The sequence below is a fragment of the Streptomyces sp. NPDC048441 genome, from assembly GCF_043200235.1.
In the GTDB taxonomy this organism is placed as follows: Bacteria; Actinomycetota; Actinomycetes; order Streptomycetales; family Streptomycetaceae; genus Streptomyces.
In genome coordinates, this window is sequence record NZ_JBICXM010000003.1 from 12,357 (window position 1) to 34,504 (window position 22,148).

A 22,148-nucleotide genomic window follows, 5' to 3' on the forward strand; every position below is an offset into this window, starting at 1 on the left:
GCCGGGTATCCAGCTACCGCCCCGCCCCCAGCGCCCCCCGCTGCGGCACAACGCTCCCCGTGGGCACCGCCCGCTGCCGGGCCGGCGTCCCCGTCCAGCACGTCCCCCTGCGGGACAGCAACCGGCGGAGCCACAGCTCCGTGGAGACCAGGTCCGCCAGGCCGTCCAGCGGCAGTGGCTCTCCCTCTGCCGCCGAGCGCAGTGCCTTGCGGACCACGCGGGCCTCCACCAGGCCCGCCTGCGCGAGCAAGGGTGTGTCGAAGAGGGCGATCAAGTCGTCCACGGCCACCCGCAGGCCCGTGCGCGAGGCCGCGGCGGACGACGCGTGGGACGGAGCCCCCCAGCCGGGTGGCAGCTCGGCCACTCCGGCGCCTTCCAGGACCGTACGCAGGATGGCGGCGCGAGCCCCTGGCTGGACGCGCAGGGCGACGGGGAGCGCGCGGCAGGCCCGGACCACCTGGTTGTCCAGGAAGGGCGCGTGCAGGCGCTGGAAGCGGACCTCGGCGGCCTGCTCCAGGACGCGCAGGTCCGCCGCGTGCCGGGCGAGGGCCGCACGGGCCCGGAACTCACCGGGTCGCTGGCCGGGTCCGGCGCCGGGGCGCCCTGTCGTGTCCTGGAGGCGAACCGATACTTCAGCGAGGGCCTCGCCTGTCAGCCATCTCGCCGCGGGCCCGGGTCTGGCCCACGCGAGGGCGGCGAGCGATGCCCCCACGGCCCCGCCCGGTTCGTCGAAGCGGCGTTGCAGGAGGCGCTCGGCGAGCGAGTCGACGCCCGCGCGGTAGGACATCCGGGAGAGCTTGCGCGCGGCGCCGTACACGCGCGCGGGGACCATCACGGACCCGGCGGAACCGTCCGCCTTCGCCAACGCCGCGACGGGGCGCACCAGATGGCGGCGTCTGCGGTCCATCAGGAGGTCGGCGAGGCGTGCCGGATGCGCGTCGAGCACCTGCCGGGCGCCGTACCCCGTGAAGTGGTCCGCGCTGCCCGACGCGAGCCGCGTGCGGTGGCGTTGGGCGGTGACGAGGGACGCGCTCGGCTCATCCGTGAGAGGGCCGTCCAAGTCGGCGTACGGGAGAGCCTCTTCGCCCGCGGCGACCACTACGTGGTGCAGGCGGGGATTGGCCGCGATGGCGCCCGCCCGTTCGAGCTCGGCCTCGCGGCCGTTGACCGCGAGGTCGTTGAAGGTGACGGCGAGGAGCCGCTCCCCCGCGCCCGTGCCGTGGCCGAGGACCGTGCCCGGCATCCCCGGGAGGCCCGCCGCGAGCAGCGCGAGGGTGCCGGACGCGGGCCCTCCGGAGAGGTCGGCACCGATGCCGGGCACCGGCATTCCGCGCGCCGCACGCCGCTCGGCGGGCCCCATGCCGGGCACGGGCCCCGGGTCGATGTCCGCCCCGGGGACGTGCCGCGGGGCGCCTAGGCGGGTGCGTACCGCCTCTACGAGGGCGTCACGGACGCCGTCCACCGCGCTGGTCTCGTCGGTCGAAGCGGCGGCGACCGCGAGGGACGCCACGTGTTCGTACCCGGCGATCTCCCGTGCGCCCGCGCGCAGGATCAGGGCGTGCCCCGGTGGCACGCGCCGCACGCCCTGGTAGGGCGTCGAGTCCTGGAGCGCCTCCGGCACGTCGGGCGCCGCGAGCAGCGCCGCGAGGTGGCCGATGTCCAGGTGGGCCTCGATGAGGTCGGCGAGCGGCAGCGCGGCCGTCGCGAAGGCCGTGCCGTCCGCCCAGGGGGTGTAGAAGACGGGGCGCGCGCCCGCCAGGTCCCCGGCGACCATGACGCGGCGCCCGACCTGGACGACCGCGGTGTAGCTCCCGGACCACGCGGTCAGGTGCCGCAGGGCGCCGCCGCGTGCCGCGAACAGACCGACCCTGAGCTCCTCGTCGCTCGCCCCGCAGGTGCCGAGGACCGCGATGCGCGTCTGCGCGTCGGCCTGCACCGTGCGCACCTCGTCGGCACGCCAGTCACCCACCGCCCACAGCGGATCCGGGTCACCCCAGAGCAGTTGGGACCCCACGGGGTGAACGGTCTCGCCGTTCTCACCGGTGGCCCCGGCCGAGCCCACCATCGAAGGCTTCGCGGCAGTGCTGCTCCACCCCACCAACCACCGCATCGTTGCCTCCACAGGCTGTGGACAACCAGTGCATCGAAGAACTGGGGTCCCATGCTGCCACGAAGGAGGCGCGCAGGAAGGGCTACGGGGGTGCTCGCACTCCCTTTAATGTGGGCCGGGGGAGCGGTACTTGAAGGGCGCAACCATGCCCTTCCCCTTGTGCCGAGGCGAATTGGCCCGGCTTCCGAGGAGTCGTTTTTCGGCCAAATCAGCGGGGGAAGCTCGCGCGACGGAACCTCACATGGCAACACACAGTCCGGGAGGCGGCGTTCGCCCCCCGGACCGGCTCCGCCACCCGCGGGGATGAAGGTGGCGGTGTCCCCCAGCCCGCTGACTCCAGCGCAGCGGGCCGACCCACGCACCATCTATGGAAGCGCTCCCCTTATGGCCGGTGAAGAGCGCACACGTAGGCGCACGGCCACACACCCGGAGCACACCCCGGCACCTGCGCGCTTCCCTACCGGCAACAATCTCGCCATCCGGAACTGCGCCTCTTAACGCTTGGGATTCGGCGAACTACGCTGTGTGTGCTGATGTTTTCGCGGAGGCATATTCCTGGGGGCTCGGCCAAATGCTCTTGCGGTCGAAGTTCCCAGCCACGGCGGTCGTAGTCGCGGACGCCGCTGCCCCTGAGAGAACGCAGCACGAATGCCGCGCGGTCAAGCCACCGCACGGCAGCCGTCTGTGGTCGAGGGGTGGCGCATGTCCAGGGAGCAACGCGGGCCGAACGAAAAACTCGGCACCGTTCTCGCCCTCGCGGGAATCAGCAATGCGGGGCTCGCGCGCCGGGTCAACGACCTCGGCGCTCAACGCGGGCTGACGCTTCGGTACGACAAGACATCGGTGGCCCGGTGGGTGTCCAAGGGCATGGTGCCGCAGGGCGCCGCCCCGCACCTCATCGCCGCGGCCATCGGGCAGAAGCTCGGCCGCCCCGTTCCGCTGCACGAGATCGGGCTCGCGGACGCCGATCCGGCGCCTGAGGTGGGCCTCGCCTTCCCGCGCGACGTGGGCGCCGCGGTGAAGTCGGCGACCGAGCTCTACCGCCTCGATCTGGCGGGCAGGCGTGCGGGCAGCGGCGGCATCTGGCAGTCCCTCGCGGGCTCCTTCGCCGTGAGCGCGTACGCGACGCCGGCCTCGCGCTGGCTGATAACCCCGGCCGACAGCTCGGTCGCCCGTGACGTTCCCCTGGATGTGCCCCGCGAAGTGGGCCATGCCGATGAGAGCACGAACAGCGCGCAGCCGATGAAGGTCGGCCACAGCGACGTACTGAAGCTGCGGGAGGCCGCCGAGGACGCCCGGCGCTGGGACTCCAAGTACGGGGGTGGGGACTGGCGTTCGTCGATGGTCCCGGAGTGCCTGCGGGTCGAGGCCGCACCCCTGCTGCTCGGTTCGTACTCGGACGAGGTGGGCCGCTCGCTCTTCGGGGCGTCGGCCGAACTGACGCGCCTGGCCGGGTGGATGGCCTTCGACACGGGCCAGCAGGAGGCCGCGCAGCGCTACTACATCCAGGCCCTGCGCCTGGCCCGCGCGGCGGCGGACGTCCCCCTCGGGGGGTACGTCCTCGCCTCCATGTCCCTCCAGGCGACCTACCGCGGTTTCGGCGACGAGGGCGTCGACCTGGCGCAGGCGGCCCTGGAGCGCAACCGCGGTCTGGCCACCGCACGCACGATGAGCTTCTTCTGCCTCGTCGAGGCACGCGCACACGCGCGCGCCAGTGACGCGCAGGCGGCGGGTGCGGCGCTGCGGGCGGCCGAGGGGTGGCTCGAGCGTGCACGGGACGGTGACAACGACCCGTCGTGGCTCGGCTTCTACGGATACGACCGCTTCGCGGCGGACGCCGCCGAGTGCTACCGGGACCTGAAGGCTCCCCGCCAGGTGCGGCGCTTCACCGAGCAGGCGCTGTCCCGTCCCACGGAGGAGTTCGTGCGCTCGCACGGCTTACGGCTCGTGGTGTCGGCCGTCGCCGAGCTGGAGTCGGGGAACCTGGACGCGGCCTGCGAGCAGGGCACCCGCGCCCTTGAGGTCGCCGGGCGCATCTCGTCCGCGCGGACGACGGAGTACGTGAAGGATCTGCTGCACCGCCTCGAGCCGTACGGCGACGAGCCACGGGTGGTGGAGCTGCGGGAGAGGGCGCGGCCCCTGCTGGTCGCCCCCGCGTAGTCCGACGGGATTCCGTGCGGCGCCCCGCGTAGTCCAGCGGGGCTCCGTGCGGCGCCGGAACGGCAGCTCTGTGCGGCGCCGGAACGGCAACAGCAATTCCGCCCCCTGTAACCCTGCGGCCCTCGCCGGGTTTGAGGGCGTTGTCAGTGGCGCAGTGCACTATCGGGGTGGGAGGTGATGCGGGATGGTCCGGACTCTGGCGTACGACTGTGATGTGCTGGTGATCGGCGGCGGGATCGTCGGTCTGTCGACGGCGTATGCCCTCACGCGTTCCGCGCCGGGGACTCGGGTCACCGTCCTGGAGAAGGAGCCGGGCCCCGCCCGGCACCAGACGGGACGCAACAGCGGGGTGATCCACAGCGGGATCTATTACCGCCCCGATTCCCTGAAAGCTCGGTACGCGGTGCGGGGCGGCGCCGAAATGATCAAGTTCTGCGCGGAGTACGGCATCGCGCACGAAGTCACCGGCAAGCTGATCGTCGCCACCGAGCGGGACGAGCTGCCGCGCCTGCACGCCCTCGTCCAGCGCGGCCGGGAGAACGGCATTCCGGTGCGGGAGCTCGGCCCCGCCCAGATCACCGAGTACGAACCCGAGGTGCGGGGCCTCGCCGCCATCCAGGTCGGGACCACCGGGATCTGTGATTACGGGGCGGTGGCGGAGCAGCTCGCGGACGCCTCCGGGGCCGATGTGCGGTACGGCGCGGAGGTCGTCCGCATCGACCGGCGCCCGGCGCTCGGGGTGGCCGTCCGCACGGCCGACGGTTCGGTGGTGCGGGGGAAGGTCCTCGTCAACTGTGCGGGATTGCAGTGCGACCAGGTGGCGATGCTCGCCGGGGACGACCCCGGGATGCGGATCGTGCCCTTCCGTGGGGAGTACTTCGACCTGGCGCGGCCCGAGATGGTGCGGGGCCTGGTGTATCCGGTGCCGGATCCGGCGTTCCCCTTCCTGGGGGTGCATCTGACGCGGGGCATCGGGGGCGGGGTCCACGTCGGACCCAACGCGGTGCCCGCGCTGGCCCGCGAGGGGTACGGGTGGGGCGTGGTGCGGCCTCGCGAGCTCGCGGGGACGCTGGGGTGGCCGGGGGCCTGGCGGATGGCCGGGCGGCACTGGCGGTACGGGGCGGGTGAGCTTCGCCGGTCCTTCTCCAAGGGGGCGTTCACGTCGGCGGTCCGGAGGCTGCTGCCTGCGGTGAGCTCGGATGATCTTGTGCCGGTGGCCGCGGGGGTGCGGGCGCAGGCCGTCCTGCGGGACGGGTCGCTGGTCGATGACTTCCTGATACGGGAGGGGGTGCGGGCTGTGCATGTGCTGAATGCGCCTTCGCCTGCGGCTACGGCTTCGCTGCCTATTGGGAGGGCGGTGGCTCGGCGGGTGCTTGCGCTGCTGTAGGGGCGGGCCCTGCGGGGCTTCCCCCGATCCCGACCCTTCCCAACCCTTCCCAACCCTTCCCGCCCCTTCCCGAGACTGGGGCTCCGCCTCAGCGGAGATAAAATCGCCGCACTGTGTCTGAGTCCTCCCCCACCCCCAGCAGCCCCCGCCCCCCTCGCCCGAAGGGCGAACCCCGGTTCCCCGACGGGCCCGCGCCCGACCCCGCCGGGTCCCACTTCGAGCGGCGGATCCGGAGTTTCCAGCCCCGCAGGAGCCGCGTCACCGCAGGTCAAGCGGATGCGCTCCAGAGGCTGTGGCCCAAGTGGGGGCTCGACATCGACGGGCAGCGCACCCTCGACCTCGCCGAACTGTTCGGCACCGAGAACCCCGTCGTGCTCGAAATCGGGTTCGGCATGGGCGAAGCCACCGCGCAGATGGCCGCCGACGACCCGGAGACGGGAATCCTCGCCGTCGACGTGCACACCCCCGGCCAGGGGAATCTCCTCGGCCTGGCCGAGCGGAACTCACTCACCAACATCCGCGTCGCGAACGGCGACGCCGTCATCCTGCTCCGCGAAATGCTCCCGGCCGCCTCGCTCGACGGGCTCCGGGTCTACTTCCCGGACCCCTGGCCCAAGGCCCGCCACCACAAGCGCCGCATCATCCAGCCCGACTTCCTCGACCTCGCCGCCCCCCGCCTCAAGCCCGGCGCCGTACTGCACTGCGCGACCGACTGGGAGCCGTACGCCGAGCAGATGCTCGAGGTGCTCACCGCGCACCCCGCCTTCGAGAACACCCAGGCCGACGGCGGCTACGCGCCCCGTCCCTCCTTCCGTCCCCTCACCCGGTTCGAAGGCCAGGGGCTCGACAAGGGGCATGTGGTGCATGACCTGCTGTTCCGCCGGCTGTCCTGTCGTCCGCTCCCCGATACATCCGGCCATGGGGCCTGAGACACCGTCGCGGCCCACCCCCGTCCCTCGTTAGGGTCAACGGGTGGCCACCCGTTCTCCTCACCCGCACCCGATGCCCCCCGCAGGGCCCCCCGGGCTGCGGCACCCGCGCTGGTGGCAGCGGCGTGCGCTACGCGTCGCGGCCCTGGTCACGCTGCTCGCCCTGTCGGGCCTCGTGATCCTCGCCCTGGTCAGGGAACAGACCGGCACCGAGGGCTTCCTGGTCGGGCTCGGCCTCGCGACGCTGCCCGTGCCGCTTCTGGTGGCCGCCTTCCGCTGGCTGCAACGGGTCCAGCCGGGCCCCTGGCGGAATCTGCTCTTCTCCTTCGCCTGGGGCGCCTGCGCCGCGGCCCTCATAGCGATCGTCGCGAACAGCTTCGCGACCCGCTGGATAGCCACCGCCACCGCCGACCCCACCGGCGCCGACAACCTCGGCGCGACCGTCATAGCGCCGATCGTCGAGGAGAGCGCCAAGGCCGCGGCCGTCCTGCTCGTCTTCCTCTTCCGCAGACGCGAGTTCACCGGCATCGTCGACGGCGTGGTGATCGCGGGAGTGACCGCCACCGGCTTCGCGTTCACCGAGAACATCCTCTATCTCGGCAGCGCCTTCGGCACCGACCAGCTGAACGGCGGGACGGGGCTCGCGTCCGTGACGGCGGCGACCTTCTTCGTACGCGTCGTGATGTCGCCCTTCGCCCACCCGCTCTTCACCGTGCTCACCGGCATCGGCTTCGGCATCGCCGCGCTCAGCACCGACCGTCAGCACGTGCGCCGCGTCCTGCTCCCGCTCGGCGGGCTGCTCCTCGCGATGGGCCTGCACGCCCTGTGGAACGGCTCGGCGAACCTCGGAGAGTACGGCTTCTTCGTCGTGTACGCGCTCTTCATGCTGCCCGCGTTCGGCCTGCTCACCTGGCTGGTGATCTGGACGAGGCAGCGCAGCCTGCGCATCGTGCGGGCCGAGCTGCCCGCTTACGCCCTCGCCGGCTGGCTCACCGCGCCCGAGCCGTTCGCGCTCGGCACGATGCGGGCCCGCACGCTGGCCCGCGACTACGCCTCGTACACAGCGGGAAAGGCGGCGGCGCGCACGGTCGCGGAGTACGAGACGTACGCGACGGCACTCGCGCTCCTGCGCCACCGGGGGCGCCGCGGCCGGGCGGGCACCGACTTCGTCGTACGGGAGCGGGAGTTGCTGCACGCGCTGTGGGAGCGGCGCGACGCGGCACGGCCCGCCCTCGCCTACGCGGCGCGCGCGACGGCACCGGTGCTGGTGCCGATGCCGCCGCCGTACGGGTATCAGCAGCCGTACGCGCGGCTGTATCAGCAGCAGTACCAACAGCCCTATCCGCAGCCGCAGTACCAGCAGCAGTACCAGCAGCACCCCTACGGATATCCGTACGCCAAGCCCGCGATGCCCTACCCCGCCTACAACCCCTACAGGGGCTAGGGCCCTAGGCGGAAGCCGCCGTGAGCGCCGACACCTCGGCGTCCGTCAGCTCCAGCTCCCCCACCGCGAGCAGCGCGGGCAGCTGCTCGACCGTACGGGCCGATGCGAGCGGCGCCGCCACCGTCGGCTGCGCCGCGAGCCATGCGAGGGCCACGGTCGCGAGCTCGGCGTCCCGGTTCTTGGCGACCTCGTCCAGGGCGGCGAGGACCCGCAGGCCCCGCTGTGTCTCCAGGTGCTTGCCCGCGCCTGCGGCCCGCGCGCTCTCGACCTGCGCACCCGGGCGGTACTTGCCGGTCAGGAAACCGGATGCGAGCGCGTAGTACGGGACGGCGGCCAGGCCGGAGCGGGATGCGACCTGCTCCAGCGAACCCTCGTACGTGTCACGCGATACGAGGTTGTAGTGCGGCTGGAGCGCCGAATAACGCGCGAGGCCCTCGCGGTCGGAGAAGTCGAGGAACTCCTGGAGCCGCTCGGCGGTCACGTTGGACGCGGCGATGGCGCGCACCTTGCCGGACGTCACCAGTTCGTCGAGGGCGCCGATGATCTCCTCGACGGGGACGGTCGGGTCGTCGTAGTGCGTGTAGAAGAGGTCGATGTAGTCGGTGCGCAGGCGGCGCAGCGACTCCTCGGCACCGGACTTGATGGTGCCGGCGGACAGGCCCTTGTATTCGGGGTGGGCGCCGACCTTCGTGGCGAGCACGACGTCGGAACGGTTGCCGCGCGCGGTGAGCCAGTCGCCAATGACGGTCTCGGACTCGCCACCCTTGTTGCCGGGCACCCAGGCCGAGTAGACATCGGCGGTGTCGATGAAGTTGCCGCCCGCGGCGGTGTAGGCGTCGAGCACGGCGAAGGACTGGGCCTCGTCGGCCGTCCAGCCGAAGACGTTGCCGCCGAGTGCGAGCGGGAAGACCTCGAGGTCGGACGAGCCAAGCTTGCGAAGAGAAGTCATATGGGAGGCAACGTACTTACGGAGCGCAGCATTCCGTACACGCATCCCTGGGATCCATAGGAGCAGGAGCCCCGGACATGCCGAACCGGCAGCCCTGACGTCGGGGGGTTGTCGCCAGGACCGCCGGGGTACGGGGTTACGTCAGACCGTCCTGCCCTTGTCGCGCAGCCACGCCGCCGGGTCGACCCCGGTGGAGGCGCCGCCCGGGTGGACCTCCAGGTGGAGGTGCGCCCCGGTCACGTTGCCGGTCGCGCCTACGCGGCCGATGACGTCGCCGGTGGAGACCTTCTGGCCGACGCTGACGCTCATCGAGGACTGGTGGCAGAACCACAGCTCGGTGCCGTCGTCGAGTTCCATGACCGTGCGGTAGCCGTACGCCCCCGCCCAGCCGGCCTCCTTGATGGTGCCGGAGTGGATCGCCTTGATGGGCGTACCCGTGGGGGCCGCGAAGTCCAGGCCTGTGTGGTAGCCGGAGGACCACATCGAGCCGGGCTGACCGAAGGTGCCGGTGACGGTGTACGAGGCCACGGGCAGGATGTAGCTCTTCGCGAGCTTGGCGAGGCGCTCCGCCTCTGCCTTCCTCTTGGCCTCCGCCTCGGCCTTCTTCTTCGCGGCGGCCTTCTCCGCGGCGATCTTCTTCTCGGCCGCGGTCTGCTTGGCGGCGGCCTGTGCGGCAGCCTCCTTGACGGCGGCTTCTTCGCTCGCCTGCTGGACCGCGTCGTCCGCCTGGTCCTGCTGGTTCTCGGCCTGCTCCATGATGCGGGCCCGCAGTGCCTCGCCCGCGTCTGTGGTGCCCTGCTCGGCGTCCGATGTGCTGACGCCGGCGGCGGAGAGGGGCGCGGCGGCGGTCTGCACGCCGTTGTCGGCGGAACCGGAGTCGTCGGAGTCGTCGGATATCAAAGACCCCACGCCCGGCAGCGACTTGGCCTCCGGGAGCGAGTCCGTGACGGCCGAGAGGTCCGGCATCTCGATGGAGACCGGGGGCTTGCCGCCCTGCGCGGTGGCGATGCCGCCCGCGCCGACTGCGGCGATGACGCCTACGCCGAGAACAGTGGAGCTGCGGGCGAGCCCGCCACCGCCCCGCTTGTGGACGCGGTGCCTGCCGCGGACGGGACGGATGGAGTCCTCGGTGGGATTCCATTCCTCCCAGGAAGATGTTTCGTCGTACCCACCGAAATCGTCGTCATTCGGTACGTACACGCCTTGGGGGGCAGGGCGGTTGGACGCCACTGGGGCGCACTCCTTTCCTTCCTTCTCGCCTACCGGGTTAGCTGACGGGTTCGGAGCAGGAAGGTCTCCTACGAACAGCCGGCACGGATGCACAGCTGCCCGATTCACCCCATGTAGGTGGTTCCCCGGCTCCCTTGCGGGATTAGGCGCGTGCGCGCGGAGCCGACTCGAGTGACGGCTGGGACGACCGCGCTGCGTTATCGAACGTTAATAGACAGCAGGGCCGGAATCCAAGCTGTTCCGGCTGATCGTTAACGCCTTTGGCCTGCACTTAACGGGACACGGGGGGCTGGAACGGGGCGAGTTGACCCCAGATCTTCACACACCGGAGCTTCACATTTCCTGGACAGTGCGTCAGTTGCCGGACGGAGGGGTGTCCTTCAGTCACGTCCAGTGACATCAGGCGGAACGCGACGCGGTGAGGTGCCCGTCGCCGACGGCCGCCGCACCGCGAGCAGCGCCATGTCGTCCGTCGTCCCGCCCCCGGTGTGCAGCCACACTTCCTCGGTGAGCGTGGCGAGGAGGGTGTCCGGGCCGTTGGGTCCCGGGAAGATGCGGCCGCCGAGCCGGGCGGCCGGGTCGTAGAACTCGCCCCGGTGATCACGCGCCTCGGAGAGCCCGTCGGTGAAGAGCAGCAGCATCGCCCCCGGCGGGAACTCCGTCTCGTCCGCACGGTCCGGCCAGGTGCCGAGTTCGCCCATCCCGAGCGGCAGCGCGGGCTCGGTGGCGGACAGGACGCACAGCCGCCCGTCGCCGCGCAGGAGCAGCGGCCCCGGGTGCCCGCGATTGATGAGGCGTACGAGACCGCCACTGTGCGGGATCTCCGCGAGGACGGCGGTGGTGAACCCTTCGAAGGCGTCGAGACCGTCCCTGCGCGTGCCCTCACGCGCGAGCGCCCGCTCCAGGCGCTGCGCCACCGCCTCCAGGGTGGCCTCCTGCTCCGCGGCCTCCCGGAACGCCCCGATGACGACGGCGACGGCCGCCACCGCGCTCATGCCCTTGCCGCGTACGTCGCCGACGATGACGCGTACGCCGTGCGAGGTGTCCTGCACGGCGTACAGATCACCCCCGATGAACGCGTCGGCCTCCGCGGCCTCGTAGCGCGCCGCGACGTCGAGCCCGCCGATCCGGGGGTCCGGCTGCGGCAGTACGGCGCGTTGGGCGGCCTCGGCGATGGAGCGTGCGGAGGCGAGCTGTTCGTCGCTGCGGGATACGACGCGGTTGATGAGGACGGCGAGCACGGCCACGGTCGCCACCGTGATCAGTTCGGTGACGGCTTCGACATCGGTCGTGGTGCTGGTCCTGAAGTGCAGGCCGAGCACAGCGGCGCAGGAGCCGACGCCGGTGAGGGCGGTGCTGATCAGCGAGTAGAAGGGGGCGGCGACCAGCGGGGCGGCGGTGAAGAAGGGCGCGGCGGTGAACGCGGCCGGGGTCACGAGGTCGTAGACGATCCCGACGACGAGGAGCAGCAGAGGAAGGGTCCGCACGAACGCCCGCTCATGCCTGACGTCGGAATCCGTGCGGGGCACCTTGCGCAGGCCCCTGCCGCTTCCTCCTCGCTGCCCCACCGGTCTTCTCCTGCCGCGTTCCGCGGCCAGGACCAGATCCATGACCACGCCTCGTCCAGGGTTCCCGGCGCGGGGGCGCGGGGCGACCGGTGTGGGCCGATCGGGTTGAACCGCGCCCCGAAGCGGCGCTCACGCGGAAAACACCGAAGGCCCGGATCCATTACTGGATCCGGGCCTTCGGCCTTTAGTAGCGGGGACAGGATTTGAACCTGCGACCTCTGGGTTATGAGCCCAGCGAGCTACCGAGCTGCTCCACCCCGCGCCGTTGAATGCAACTCTACGCCATCAGAGGGAGTGAAGCGAACCAGCTCAAGGCTCAGGTGTTCTCGGCGTGCGTCAGCGTCTCCCAGGCCACGAACAGATCGTCCGTCCCCTCGGGCCGCCGCTCCTCCGTGTATTTCGCCGTCTCCGGCAGATCCAGCTTCAGCCGGTCCCGCAGGTGGTTGAGGCCGACCTCGGTGTCGGGCCCCATGTCGCGCTGCACCTTGCCGCCGCACAGCCAGCCCGGCGCCCGCGCGCCCAGCTGGTACTTGGAGTGGAACTCGAAAGCGGCCCGCAGCCGGTCCTTGACCTCGCCGTACAGATCGACGCCCTGGTGCCAGGCGGTCTCGGCGATGTGCGCGGTGGCGGCGAGGGAGTAGCTGGCGTGCTTGAAGTTACGGCAGGACTCCTGGGAGAGGCCGTCGGCGAAGGTCTTCTGCCCGAACCAGTACTTCTGGAGCTCCGCCGCGGTGTTGATGCCGCTGCCCTTCGGCGAGACCGGCAGCGGCCCGTCCGACTTCAGGTAGAAGTAGGCGGGCACCCGGGTCCTGAAGTGCGTCACCGCCTTCTCGAAGTCCTCGTGGTCGTCGAGGAAGACCGCCATGCCCATGGTCGCGTCGGCCATCACCAGGTCCCAGTTGCCGTTGAAGTCGGCTGACCCGTTGAGGACTTGGGGCAGATAGGCGGTACGCAGCATCCGCTCGAAACGCAGCAGCTCGCCGTCACTCCAGCCGTCGTAGGTATAGCGCACGGCTTCGGCCGCACGCGCCCACGAGGAGGCGGCCCAGGCCGTCTGGAGGCCCGCGTTGGCCTCCGTGTGCTTGGTGATCACGCCCGACCAGGCGTCCATGATCTGCACGGCCTTCTTGGCGTGCGCACGGTCGCCGGTGATGTTCCAGAGCAGAGCCTGGGTGTACGCGGCGATGGCGTCCTCGCGCTCTTCGACGCAGCCGTGGCCCGGACGGGTGTCGGGCGGGCACTCGACGACGGCGTACGGCTTGGCCTGGTAGTCCAGGGCCGCGTACTTACTGCCCCGCATCTGCTCGAACGCCTTCAGCCAAGGCTGTTCACGAGCCGCGACATGTGCGCGCACCCGCGCCAGCTGCCCCTTGCTGACGAGCACTCCGGGATGCTCGAAGGCCTGACCGGTGGGCCGCGCCCGCTCGGTCGCCCCCTCTGCCGAGCCGCTCCCGGACCCGCCGCAGGCCGCACAGACGCCGACGAGGAGGGGCCCGAGCATCATCACGAGAGCCCGTCGTACGAAACGTACGGAGCGGACGGAACCCATGCTGCACCTCCGGATCGACCACCTGGCAGGCCCAGCGTCGCTCGCGGACCGCGAGGGCGCAGGCGAGGCGGGTCCGTTCGGGCGACCGGCAGACCGGGGGAACGCCACAGGCCCAGGTCAGAAGCTGCCTGACCTGGGCCTGAGTGGTAGACCGTGTGGGACTCGAACCCACAACCAATGGATTAAAAGTCCACTGCTCTGCCAATTGAGCTAACGGTCCTCGTGCCGAGGCACCCCCCGAGCATAGCGGGAGAGGCCCGGCAGTCCGATCGGGTATTGCCTCCTTGGCCCGTCGCGCGTTCCGCGACGGGCCGCTGGCGGGCCTCGGGCGACCGTCGGCGACCGCGGGGCCGGTCAGGGATCGGCCGGGTCGGGTGCCCCGCGCCGGGCCGCGTCGCGGGCCGCCGTGCGCTCGTGGTCCGGGTTGAGGAACCAGTGCCTGGCCGATACCAGCCACCAGGTCGCGGCGAAGCCGAGGACGGCGAGTACCGCGATCGGGGCGTAGTTGAAGGTCTCCCAGGTGACCGGCGAGACCTGCGGCAGCATGAACAGGACCGTGATCACGCCGACCCAGGCCACCGCGACGATGCCGATCGGGCGTGACCAGCGGCCCAAGTGCCAGGGCCCGCGCTCGAATTGCTCGCCCTTGCGCAGCCGGAGCAGGGTCGGGATGACGTACGCGATGTAGAGGCCGATGACGGCGATCGATGTCACCGCCGCGTACGCGGTGACGTTGATCAGGTAGGGCAGGCCGAGGACGAGCGCGCCGAGGGCCGCGAGCCAGACCGCGGCTACGGGTGTGCGCGTACGCGGGTTGACCGAGTGCCAGATGTGCGAGAACGGCAGTGCTCCGTCCCGCGAGAAGGCGTAGATCATGCGGGAGTTGGCGGTCACGGACGCCATGCCGCAGAAGAGCTGCGCGCCGATGACGACAAGCAGGAGCAGCTTGCCCGTGGTCGCGCCGAGTGCGTCCAGGAGGATCTGGGCGGGCGGTGCCCCCGTCGCCGACTCGCGGGCGCCGTCGTACGACTGGATGGCGAAGGTGAAGCCCAGAAGCAGCACGAAGCCCGCTATCCAGGATGTCCAGATGGAGCGGACGATGCCCTTGGGCCCGGCCGTCGACGCGTCGTGCGTCTCCTCCGTCATGTGTGCGGAGGCGTCGTAGCCGGTGAAGGTGTACTGGGCCATCAGCAGGCCGATGAGGGCCACGTAGAGCCCGCTGCCCCAGCCCGTGTTGTTCACGAACTCGGTGAAGACGAAGGACGCCGACTGGTGCGAGTCCGGCGAGAAGGCAAGGGCGCCGACGATGACGGCGACCCCGATGACGTGCCACCAGACGCTCACGCTGTTGAGCAGGCCGACGATGCGCACGCCGAAGGTGTTGAGCAGGCCGTGCAGTACGAGGATCGCGGCGAAGAGGAGGATCGTGCGCTCCTCGGTGACGGCGAAGTCGAACTGCAGGTTCAGGTACGCGCCCAGGAACGACGCCGCGCCGAAGTCGATCCCCGCGGTGACCGCGACCTGGCCGAGCACGTTGAACCAGCCCGTGAACCACGCCCAGGCCGCCGCCGTACGGGGCGGCGCGAGGCGGTGTGCCCAGAAGTAGAGCCCGGCGGACGTCGGGTAGGCGGAGCAGATCTCGGCCATCGCGAGGCCGACGAAGAGCGTCATCAGGCCGACGCCGATCCAGCCCCAGGTGATCAGGGCGGGGCCGCCGGTGTTCATGCCGAACAGGTACATGGTGAGGCAGCCGGACAGGACCGAGATGATCGTGAAGGAGACCGCGTAGTTCGAGAACGCGGACATGCGGCGGGCCAGGACCTGGGTGTAGCCGAGCTGGGCGAGGCGCTCCTCGTCGGAGCCGGTCGTGGGCACGGGTGGTGGTTTCATGCACGAGCGTTGCCCACGGCAGGGACATGACACACGTCACGTTTGGCATACGGCAGCGGGCCCGCCCCCGAAGGGACGGGCCCGCTGCCGTAGTTCAGTTACTCAGAGGCGCTCAGCCGTTGCGCTTCCAGCGCGGCTTGTCGTCACGGCGGCCGAAGGAGCCGGTGCCCGTGCCGGAGCGGTCGCGGTTGAACGCCGGGCGGTCGTGGCCGCCGGAGCGGGCACCACCCGAGGGACGGTCGTCACGACGGTCGCGGTTGAACGGACGGTCGCTGCCACGGTGGCCGCCCGAGGGACGGTCGTCACGGCGGAAGCCGGAGCCGCTGCTCTGGCCACCCTCACGGCGGTCGCCGCCGCGGAAGCCACCACGGTCGCCGCCCGAGGGACGGTCGTTGCGGTCGCGGTTGAAGCCGCCGCCCTGACCACCCTCACGGCGGTCGCCGCCGCGGAAGCCACCACGGTCGCCGCCCGACGGACGGTCGTCACGACGGAAGCCGGAGCCACCACGGTCGTTGCGGTCACGGTTGAAGCCGCCACCCTGACCACCCTCACGGCGGTCGCCGCCGCGGAAGCCGGAGCCACCGCCACGGTTGTCGTCACGACGCTCGAAGGAACGGCCACCACGGTCGTTGCCACGGTCGCGGTTGAAGCCGCCACCCTGGCCACCCTCGCGACGGTCGCCGCCGCGGAAGCCGGAGCCACCGCCACGGTTGTCGTCACGACGCTCGAAGGAACGGCCACCACGGTCGTCACGACGCTCACGCTCGTAGTTGCCGCGGTCGTCGCGCTGCGGACGGCGCTCCTCGCGGGCAGCCTCGGGCTGCGCCGGGACGGAGGCAGCGGCCTCGACGACGGCCTCGGCGGCAGCGGCGGCCTCGGCCACCGCCGTCTCCGGGTCGTCGCCACGCTCACGGGCGGCACGCGCGGTGAGGCGCGCGGCCTCCTCGCGCAGCTCCGTGGCGCGACGCGTGGCGCGCTCCAGCTCCTTGGTGAGGTCCTTGACCTCACGCTCGGCCTGGGTCGCCGCGTTGCCTGCGGAGTCGGCCTGCACCTCGGTCATCGAACGGGCGCCGGTGATCTCGGCGACCTCCGGCTCGAAGGTGCCGCCGCCGTTGATGATGTGACGCGAGGCGTCGACGCCCGCGTCCTCCATCAGGCGGAAGATCTGGCGGCGCTGGTGCGGCAGCGAGAGGGACACGACCGTGCCGGAGCGGCCCGCGCGAGCGGTACGGCCCGAACGGTGCAGGTAGTCCTTGTGGTCACCGGCCGGGTCCACGTTCAGGACCAGGTCGATGCCGTCGACGTGAATGCCTCGGGCGGCGACGTCGGTCGCGACGAGCGCGTTGACGTAGCCCTTCTTGAAGTCCTCGAGGACGCGGGTGCGGGCACCCTGCGTCATGCCACCGTGCAGCGCGTCGGCCTTCACGCCGGACTCGCAGAGCTGCTCGGCGATGCGGTCGGCGCCCAGCTGGGTGCGGACGAAGATGATCGTGCGGCCCTTGCGTGCGGCGATGGCGGCCGTGACGGGCGCCTTGTCGCGGGGCTTCACGATGAGGATGTGGTGCGTCATGGTCGTGACGGCGCCCTGGGCGGCGTCGACCTCGTGCGTGACCGGGTTGGTCAGGTAGCGCTTGACCAGCGTGGAGATCTCGTTCTCCATCGTGGCGGAGAAGAGCATCCGCTGGCCGCCGGACGGGACCTGGTCGAGCAGCTCCGTGACCTCGGGCAGGAAGCCCAGGTCGGACATCTGGTCGGCCTCGTCGAGCACCGCGATCTGGGTGTTCTCGAGCGAGCAGGCGCCACGGCTGATGATGTCGCGCAGTCGGCCCGGGGTGGCGACGAGGATGTCGACGCCGCGCTCGAGCGCGTAGATCTGGTTGCCCATCGACGTACCGCCGCAGACGACCTTCATCTTCAGGCCGAGCACGTCGCCGTACGGCTGAAGCGCGTCCGCGACCTGCATCGCGAGCTCACGCGTCGGGGTCAGGATGACGCCGCGGGGCTTCTTCTTCTCGGTGCGGCCCTCGGACGCCAGCGTCGTGAGCATCGGCAGACCGAAGGAGAGAGTCTTGCCGGAGCCGGTGCGGCCGCGGCCGAGGATGTCCTTGCCGGCCAGGGCGTCCGGGATGGTCGCGGCCTGGATCGGGAAGGGCGCGGTCACGCCGTTCTGGGCGAGCTTGCGGACGATGGCCTCGGGCAGACCGAGGTCACCGAAGGTGGGGCCGGTCGGAGCGGCCTCTTCGGCCTCTTCGACCTCGACCTCGGCGTCAGCCTCGGTCTTGGCCTCATCGGCCTCGGCGACGACCTGCTCGGCGGCCTCCACGACGTCGGCGGCCTCGACGATCTCGACGCTTTCGACGATCTCTGCGGTCTCGACAACGGCCTCGGCCGCCTCGACCGTCAGCTCGTCGGTCGTCTCGTTCTCGGGCAGGACGGCGTGGTCAGAATGAGAAATGGACATGCGAAATGCGAAACCTTCCGGAGTCTCGGCACGCGCCCGTCAACTCCGTGATTTCGCAATGGACCGCCTCTATGCGGTCAGCCACGGCTGGGGAGAGTACGCGCCACGCGGCGCTCTTCTTTTTCGGCGCCGGGCAAATGGGATCAAACGATCTACCACCATACGCACCCAACCCCCCAGAAGGCAAACCACACTGTCCGGGGCACCTTGGATTCCACCCCTCACAGCTTGGCTCACCTGCGAGGAAGCGGGTTTCGGACAGGGCTGAAGCGCCGGCTCGACCCTCGCCCAGCCACTACCTCGCCCCCCGCCCAGCCACGACTAGGCAGGCCCCGCCTCCGGTGAGGGCTCCCGCGACCCGAGCTCCTTCGACCGCTCCCCCAGCTGTGCGTCCTGCTGCGGGGGCTCGTGCGCCGAGGACGAGGGCTCCGGCGTGGGCTCCGGCGGAGTCGGCGTGGGGGTCGGCTTCGGAGGGTCGGGGGTCGGCGTGGGGCGCGGCGGGTCCGGCTTGTCCCGCGTGGGCGAAGGGCGCCCGTCCTTGGTCGGCGGGGCGGGGTCGTCGCCGCCGCGTGATGCGGACGCCGAGGCCTGGTCGGCATCGCCCCCGGCCGCACCGGAACCACCCTTGCCCTTGCCTTTACCGCTCTTGCCCTTCTTGCCGTGCTTGCCGCCCTTCGCGTCGCCGCGATCGGCAGCACCGCCGCCCGAGCCGGCACCCGGCGTGACGTTCCCGCCGTCCGGGGCGGCCGCCGCGCTGTGCCCGCCGGAGGACCGGGCGGGGCCCGGTTCACCGCCCCCGTCGTCGCCGATGCTCATGCAGCCCGCGGTCGCCATGACGGCGACGGCTGCCGCGGCCCATCGGACAGGAACGTACAACTGGCGCACGGCCGAGCACCTCCGAGGCGCTGAGAAGCGGGGACGTCCTACCCAACTCCCTTGCCCCGCAAGAGGACACGGACCGCGGCACCGGACCGTCAGCCGTATCCCAGGGCGTGCAGGCGCTCGTCGTCGATCCCGAAGTGGTGTGCGACCTCGTGCACGACGGTGATCTCGGTCTCCGTGACCACATCCGCCCGCGACTCGCACATACGCAGAGTCGGCCCCCGGTAGATGGTGATCCGGTCGGGCAGCACCCCCGCGTACCACTCACCCCTGTCGGTCAGTGGAGTCCCCTCGTAGAGCCCGAGCAGCTCCGGATCCTCGGCGGCCGGTTCGTCCTCCACGAACACCGCCACGTTGTCCATCAACCGCGTCAACTCGGGGGGAATCCGGTCGAGCGCCTCGGCGACCAGTTCCTCGAACTCTTCCCGCGTCATCTCCAGCACACCCCCATTGTCGGCCACCGCCCGCATAGCAACCCGGCCCCATGGGCATACGGCCCCAATGGCCCGGCTTCGCGACTTTCGTGTGCCCGCCGCTCTCGTACGCCACTACCGATCCCGACACCCGCATCCGGTCGGCGAACTCATCAGCCCTCCGCATCCGTACGGACGTGCCGCGGGCCTGGTAGCGGTGGTCCTCCTGGGCGCCTGGCTGGGCCTGCTGATCATCGGCAGCGTGCACGCGCCGGTGGGGCCGATGGACACGCGCATGACGCTGCGCCCGTCGCTCACCGGCGGCACGAAGATCGACGTCTCCCCGCTGGGAGCCCTGGAACTGCGCTCGCACACCGCACCCATCCGCCTGGACGTGAACGTGGACCGCCTGGACCCGGTCCGCTCCCAGGCCCTGGTCGACCACCCCGAGCGGATCGCCGGCCTCCAGGACGAGGTGGCCAGGGACGTCGAGCACGGCACGCTCGACCTGGCCGTACGCTCCTGCGCGGCGGTCGTCGCGGGCGCCACGGCACTGGGCCTCGCGGTCTACCGCCGCCCGCGCAGAGCCCTGGCGGCGGGCGGCCTGGCCTTGGCGCTGCTAGCGGCATCAGGCGCGGCGGCGTACGCGACGTGGAACCCGAAATCGGTCCTGGAACCGAAGTTCTCGGGCCTGCTCAGCAGCGCCCCGTCGGTCGTCGGCAACGCTCGCAGCATCGTGAGCGAATTCGACGTCTACCAGCGGGAGTTGGCGCGCCTGGTCACCAACGTGACGAAGCTCTACGACGTGACATCGACGCTCCCCGCGTACCAGCCGGACCCGTCCACCATCCGTGTCCTGCACGTCTCGGACATCCACCTGAACCCGGCGAGCTGGAAGATCATCTCTTCTCTCGTCGAGCAGTACGACATCAACGTCATCGTCGATTCCGGCGACACGATGGATCACGGCAGCGCGGCGGAGAACGGCTTCCTGGACCCGATCGAGGACCTGGACGCCCCCTACATCTGGGTCCGGGGCAACCACGACTCGGCGACCACTCAGCGGTATCTCCAGCGCATGAAGAACGTCCACGTCCTGGACGACGGCAAGGCGGTGTCGGTCGCGGGCCTGCGGTTCGCCGGGACGGGCGATCCGCAGTACACCCCGGACCGCGCGGTGGCGGCGGAGGGCAAGCCTGCCGAAGAGATGGCGGGCATCCGCCTCGCCTCCGCGCTGCGCGACCAGCAGGCGGCAGGCACTCCGGTCGACATCGCCATCGCGCACAACCCCGATGCCGCGCGCGAGACGGACGGCGAGGTGCCGCTCGCCCTTGCGGGCCATGTCCACCACCAGGAGATGGAGGTCATGGACCTCGGGACGCGGCTTCGCATCGAGGGCTCGACGGGCGGCAGCGGGCTGCGTGCGGTGGAGGGGAAGTATCCGGACCCGGTCGAGGCATCGGTCCTCTACCTGGACCGGGACACGCGGCGCCTCCAGGCGTGGGACGAGATCAAACTGGGCGGCTTGGGCCTGACGAAGGCCGAGGTCAGCCGCCATCTCCCGAAGGAGAACCAGCCCGGGGCGACCCCGTCGCCGCCCCCTCCTGACCGCTCTCCGGGCACCGGCCCCCCGACCCCCCGATAACCGTTTTGGCGATAGCTCCCCGCATCCCATATGCTTCTCACGTCCCCGACGCGCCGCAAGGCGCCCAGGTGGGCCCTTAGCCCTCATCGTCTAGTGGCCCAGGACGCCGCCCTTTCAAGGCGGTAGCACGGGTTCGAATCCCGTTGGGGGCACGCAACACCTTGTGCGAGACTTGTGCTCGCACAAAGCTTGGTCCTGTGGAGCAGTTTGGAGTGCTCGCCACCCTGTCAAGGTGGAGGCCGCGGGTTCAAATCCCGTCAGGACCGCTTGCGATTCCACGCGGATCGCGTGGCTGGGTAGCTCAGTTGGTACGAGCGATCGCCTGAAAAGCGATAGGTCGCCGGTTCGATCCCGGCCCCAGCCACCACTTCCCGAAGCCCCGCCCCTCCCGGCGGGGCTTTCGGCATTCCCCTGAGCTACGCCGGCCCCGGCGCAGCCCCCGCATGTGCCGCAGGCCTCTCCCGTCCCCCCGGATGCCGGTGGCGCCAGACCCAGAAGACCGCCGAGGCCAGCACCGCCCACCCCGCGAGCACCAGGAACGGGAACGCGTGCTGATGCCCGCCGAAGTACACCGCCGTGTGCTGCGCGTTCACCGACGCCCCCGGCGGCAGCCACCGCCCGATGTGGCCGAGGACCGACGGAAGCAGCGGCCACGAAACCGCCCCGCCCGACGACGGGTTGCCGAGCAGCACCATCAGGCCCCACGTGGGAATCATCGCCCAGCGCCCGAACAACGTGTTGAACATCGTGAACACCATGCCCGACGTGAACATCGTCAGCGCGAGGATCAGCCACGACTCCACGAACGGCAGATCCACCGCCCCCAGCCACCAGTCCACCACCGCCGCGATCACGAACCCGCCGAGCAGCGCGTAGAGAACCGTGAAGGCGATCCGCTCCGCCGGGTTGAGACCCCGAGCGTGCACGCTCAGCTGGATCGCCCCGACGAAGCCGATGATGACGGCGGCAAGCGAGATGTAGAAGATGGCGAGCCCCCGCGGATCCCCCTCCTGGAGCGGCTTGATGTCCTTCACCGTCACCGGAACCCCCACCTCCGCCCCCACCTTCGGCGCGGCCTCGGCAAGCACCTGCGCGACCGATGCCCCGGAGGCACCCGAGACGTCGAAGAGGACCCTGTCCCCCGGAGCCACCGCGAGGATCGCGAAGACCTTCTGTTCCTCCACCCCGTCCCGCGCCGCGGCCACACTGTCGTACGCGTGCACCTCCAGCGAGGCGTTCAGCGCCTTCTCCATGCCGTCGAGGAACTCCTTGCCCCGCGGAGCGTCCTGCGCGCCGACCACCGCCATGGGGACGCGGTGCGGGGTCGGGTCCGCCATGGAGTACGTGTACGAGCCCGCGAAGAGCCCCGCCGCGGCGGCCAGGATGAACACCAGCACGGTCGCGGGCAGGAACGGCGACTCCTTGAACGACGCCCACCGCTCACCCCGTGCAGGGGTCCTGCCATGGGCGCCGTGCTGGTGCTCAGCAGGCTCGGGCCGCTCAGGCTGCTGCTGCTCAGGGTGGGACATAG

At 71.0% G+C, this 22,148-nt stretch carries 15 protein-coding genes, 5 tRNA genes and 1 riboswitch; of the genes, 8 read left to right on the top strand and 12 right to left on the bottom strand.

Going from position 1 to position 22,148, the window contains the following annotated elements; translation table 11 throughout:
* Positions 1–13 precede the first annotated feature (13 nt).
* Complete coding sequence (locus tag ACGFSB_RS07970) at positions 14–2,110, bottom strand: asparagine synthase-related protein (protein ID WP_393395866.1); 2,097 nt, start codon at positions 2,108–2,110, stop codon at positions 14–16.
* 702 nt (positions 2,111–2,812) lie between these two features.
* On the opposite strand from ACGFSB_RS07970, the gene ACGFSB_RS07975 reads away from it, so the two are divergent.
* From ACGFSB_RS07975 to ACGFSB_RS07990, 4 genes are all read left to right on the top strand, one after another.
* Positions 2,813–4,270, top strand: a complete 1,458-nt coding sequence (locus ACGFSB_RS07975) for an MFS transporter (RefSeq protein ID WP_393395869.1) — start codon at positions 2,813–2,815, stop codon at positions 4,268–4,270.
* Between the two features lie 184 nt (positions 4,271–4,454).
* On the top strand, positions 4,455–5,657 hold the full coding sequence (gene lhgO / locus ACGFSB_RS07980) for an L-2-hydroxyglutarate oxidase (protein ID WP_393395872.1): 1,203 nt from the start codon (positions 4,455–4,457) through the stop codon (positions 5,655–5,657).
* 113 nt (positions 5,658–5,770) lie between these two features.
* On the top strand, positions 5,771–6,586 hold the full coding sequence (gene trmB, locus ACGFSB_RS07985; RefSeq protein WP_393395874.1) for a tRNA (guanosine(46)-N7)-methyltransferase TrmB: 816 nt from the start codon (positions 5,771–5,773) through the stop codon (positions 6,584–6,586).
* Positions 6,587–6,659: 73 nt separating this feature from the next.
* The gene (locus tag ACGFSB_RS07990) at positions 6,660–8,030 is read left to right on the top strand and encodes a PrsW family intramembrane metalloprotease (protein ID WP_393396998.1); all 1,371 of its coding nucleotides are present in this window, start codon (positions 6,660–6,662) and stop codon (positions 8,028–8,030) included.
* Between the two features lie 4 nt (positions 8,031–8,034).
* Here ACGFSB_RS07990 and ACGFSB_RS07995 read toward each other — a convergent pair whose 3' ends face one another.
* The 10 genes from ACGFSB_RS07995 to ACGFSB_RS08040 all read right to left on the bottom strand — a co-directional run bounded on the left by ACGFSB_RS07995 (position 8,035) and on the right by ACGFSB_RS08040 (position 19,002).
* The gene (locus tag ACGFSB_RS07995) at positions 8,035–8,979 is read right to left on the bottom strand and encodes an aldo/keto reductase (RefSeq protein WP_393395877.1); all 945 of its coding nucleotides are present in this window, start codon (positions 8,977–8,979) and stop codon (positions 8,035–8,037) included.
* 141 nt (positions 8,980–9,120) lie between these two features.
* Entirely contained in the window at positions 9,121–10,209 is a 1,089-nt protein-coding gene (locus ACGFSB_RS08000) for a M23 family metallopeptidase (protein WP_393395880.1), read from the bottom strand.
* A gap of 11 nt (positions 10,210–10,220) precedes the next feature.
* Positions 10,221–10,368, bottom strand: a riboswitch (cyclic di-AMP (ydaO/yuaA leader).
* Positions 10,369–10,589: 221 nt separating this feature from the next.
* Positions 10,590–11,819: a PP2C family protein-serine/threonine phosphatase gene (locus ACGFSB_RS08005; protein WP_393395883.1), complete on the bottom strand. Its 1,230-nt coding sequence runs from the start codon at positions 11,817–11,819 to the stop codon at positions 10,590–10,592.
* 146 nt (positions 11,820–11,965) lie between these two features.
* Positions 11,966–12,039: transfer RNA gene (locus tag ACGFSB_RS08010), tRNA-Met, on the bottom strand.
* 54 nt (positions 12,040–12,093) lie between these two features.
* Positions 12,094–13,326, bottom strand: a complete 1,233-nt coding sequence (locus ACGFSB_RS08015; protein ID WP_393395887.1) for an alginate lyase family protein — start codon at positions 13,324–13,326, stop codon at positions 12,094–12,096.
* 144 nt (positions 13,327–13,470) lie between these two features.
* Positions 13,471–13,546 (bottom strand) — tRNA-Lys (locus tag ACGFSB_RS08020).
* Between the two features lie 134 nt (positions 13,547–13,680).
* On the bottom strand, positions 13,681–15,216 hold the full coding sequence (locus ACGFSB_RS08025) for an amino acid permease (protein WP_393395890.1): 1,536 nt from the start codon (positions 15,214–15,216) through the stop codon (positions 13,681–13,683).
* A 112-nt stretch (positions 15,217–15,328) separates the two neighbouring features.
* Entirely contained in the window at positions 15,329–17,677 is a 2,349-nt protein-coding gene (locus ACGFSB_RS08030; protein ID WP_393395893.1) for a DEAD/DEAH box helicase, read from the bottom strand.
* Between the two features lie 321 nt (positions 17,678–17,998).
* The gene (locus ACGFSB_RS08035; protein ID WP_393395895.1) at positions 17,999–18,562 is read right to left on the bottom strand and encodes a hypothetical protein; all 564 of its coding nucleotides are present in this window, start codon (positions 18,560–18,562) and stop codon (positions 17,999–18,001) included.
* Positions 18,563–18,651: 89 nt separating this feature from the next.
* Positions 18,652–19,002: a metallopeptidase family protein gene (locus ACGFSB_RS08040; protein WP_393395897.1), complete on the bottom strand. Its 351-nt coding sequence runs from the start codon at positions 19,000–19,002 to the stop codon at positions 18,652–18,654.
* A gap of 58 nt (positions 19,003–19,060) precedes the next feature.
* On the opposite strand from ACGFSB_RS08040, the gene ACGFSB_RS08045 reads away from it, so the two are divergent.
* From ACGFSB_RS08045 to ACGFSB_RS08060, 4 genes are all read left to right on the top strand, one after another.
* Positions 19,061–20,617 carry a metallophosphoesterase gene (locus ACGFSB_RS08045; protein WP_393395900.1) on the top strand — a complete coding sequence of 519 codons (1,557 nt, stop codon included), beginning with the start codon at positions 19,061–19,063 and terminating at the stop codon, positions 20,615–20,617.
* A gap of 79 nt (positions 20,618–20,696) precedes the next feature.
* Positions 20,697–20,769: transfer RNA gene (locus tag ACGFSB_RS08050), tRNA-Glu, on the top strand.
* A gap of 39 nt (positions 20,770–20,808) precedes the next feature.
* A tRNA-Asp gene (locus tag ACGFSB_RS08055) sits at positions 20,809–20,883 on the top strand.
* Positions 20,884–20,907: 24 nt separating this feature from the next.
* Positions 20,908–20,984, top strand: a tRNA-Phe gene (locus tag ACGFSB_RS08060).
* Between the two features lie 49 nt (positions 20,985–21,033).
* Here ACGFSB_RS08060 and ACGFSB_RS08065 read toward each other — a convergent pair.
* Positions 21,034–22,146, bottom strand: coding sequence for an ABC transporter permease (locus ACGFSB_RS08065; RefSeq protein WP_393395902.1), 1,113 nt, complete (start codon positions 22,144–22,146; stop codon positions 21,034–21,036).
* Between the last annotated feature and the right edge of the window lie 2 nt (positions 22,147–22,148).

Excerpts from the sequence above, each read along its gene's own strand:
- ACGFSB_RS07995 (WP_393395877.1), bottom strand. The coding sequence starts at position 8,979 with ATGACTTCTCTTCGCAAGCTTGGCTCGTCCGACCTCGAGGTCTTCCCG.
- ACGFSB_RS08005 (WP_393395883.1), bottom strand. The coding sequence starts at position 11,819 with ATGGATCTGGTCCTGGCCGCGGAACGCGGCAGGAGAAGACCGGTGGGG.
- ACGFSB_RS08045 (WP_393395900.1), top strand. The coding sequence starts at position 19,061 with ATGGCCCGGCTTCGCGACTTTCGTGTGCCCGCCGCTCTCGTACGCCAC.
- ACGFSB_RS08015 (WP_393395887.1), bottom strand. The coding sequence starts at position 13,326 with ATGGGTTCCGTCCGCTCCGTACGTTTCGTACGACGGGCTCTCGTGATG.
- lhgO (WP_393395872.1), top strand. The coding sequence starts at position 4,455 with ATGGTCCGGACTCTGGCGTACGACTGTGATGTGCTGGTGATCGGCGGC.
- ACGFSB_RS07990 (WP_393396998.1), top strand. The coding sequence starts at position 6,660 with ATGCCCCCCGCAGGGCCCCCCGGGCTGCGGCACCCGCGCTGGTGGCAG.
- ACGFSB_RS07970 (WP_393395866.1), bottom strand. The coding sequence starts at position 2,110 with ATGCGGTGGTTGGTGGGGTGGAGCAGCACTGCCGCGAAGCCTTCGATG.
- ACGFSB_RS07975 (WP_393395869.1), top strand. The coding sequence starts at position 2,813 with ATGTCCAGGGAGCAACGCGGGCCGAACGAAAAACTCGGCACCGTTCTC.
- ACGFSB_RS08025 (WP_393395890.1), bottom strand. The coding sequence starts at position 15,216 with ATGAAACCACCACCCGTGCCCACGACCGGCTCCGACGAGGAGCGCCTC.
- ACGFSB_RS08065 (WP_393395902.1), bottom strand. The coding sequence starts at position 22,146 with ATGTCCCACCCTGAGCAGCAGCAGCCTGAGCGGCCCGAGCCTGCTGAG.
- ACGFSB_RS08030 (WP_393395893.1), bottom strand. The coding sequence starts at position 17,677 with ATGTCCATTTCTCATTCTGACCACGCCGTCCTGCCCGAGAACGAGACG.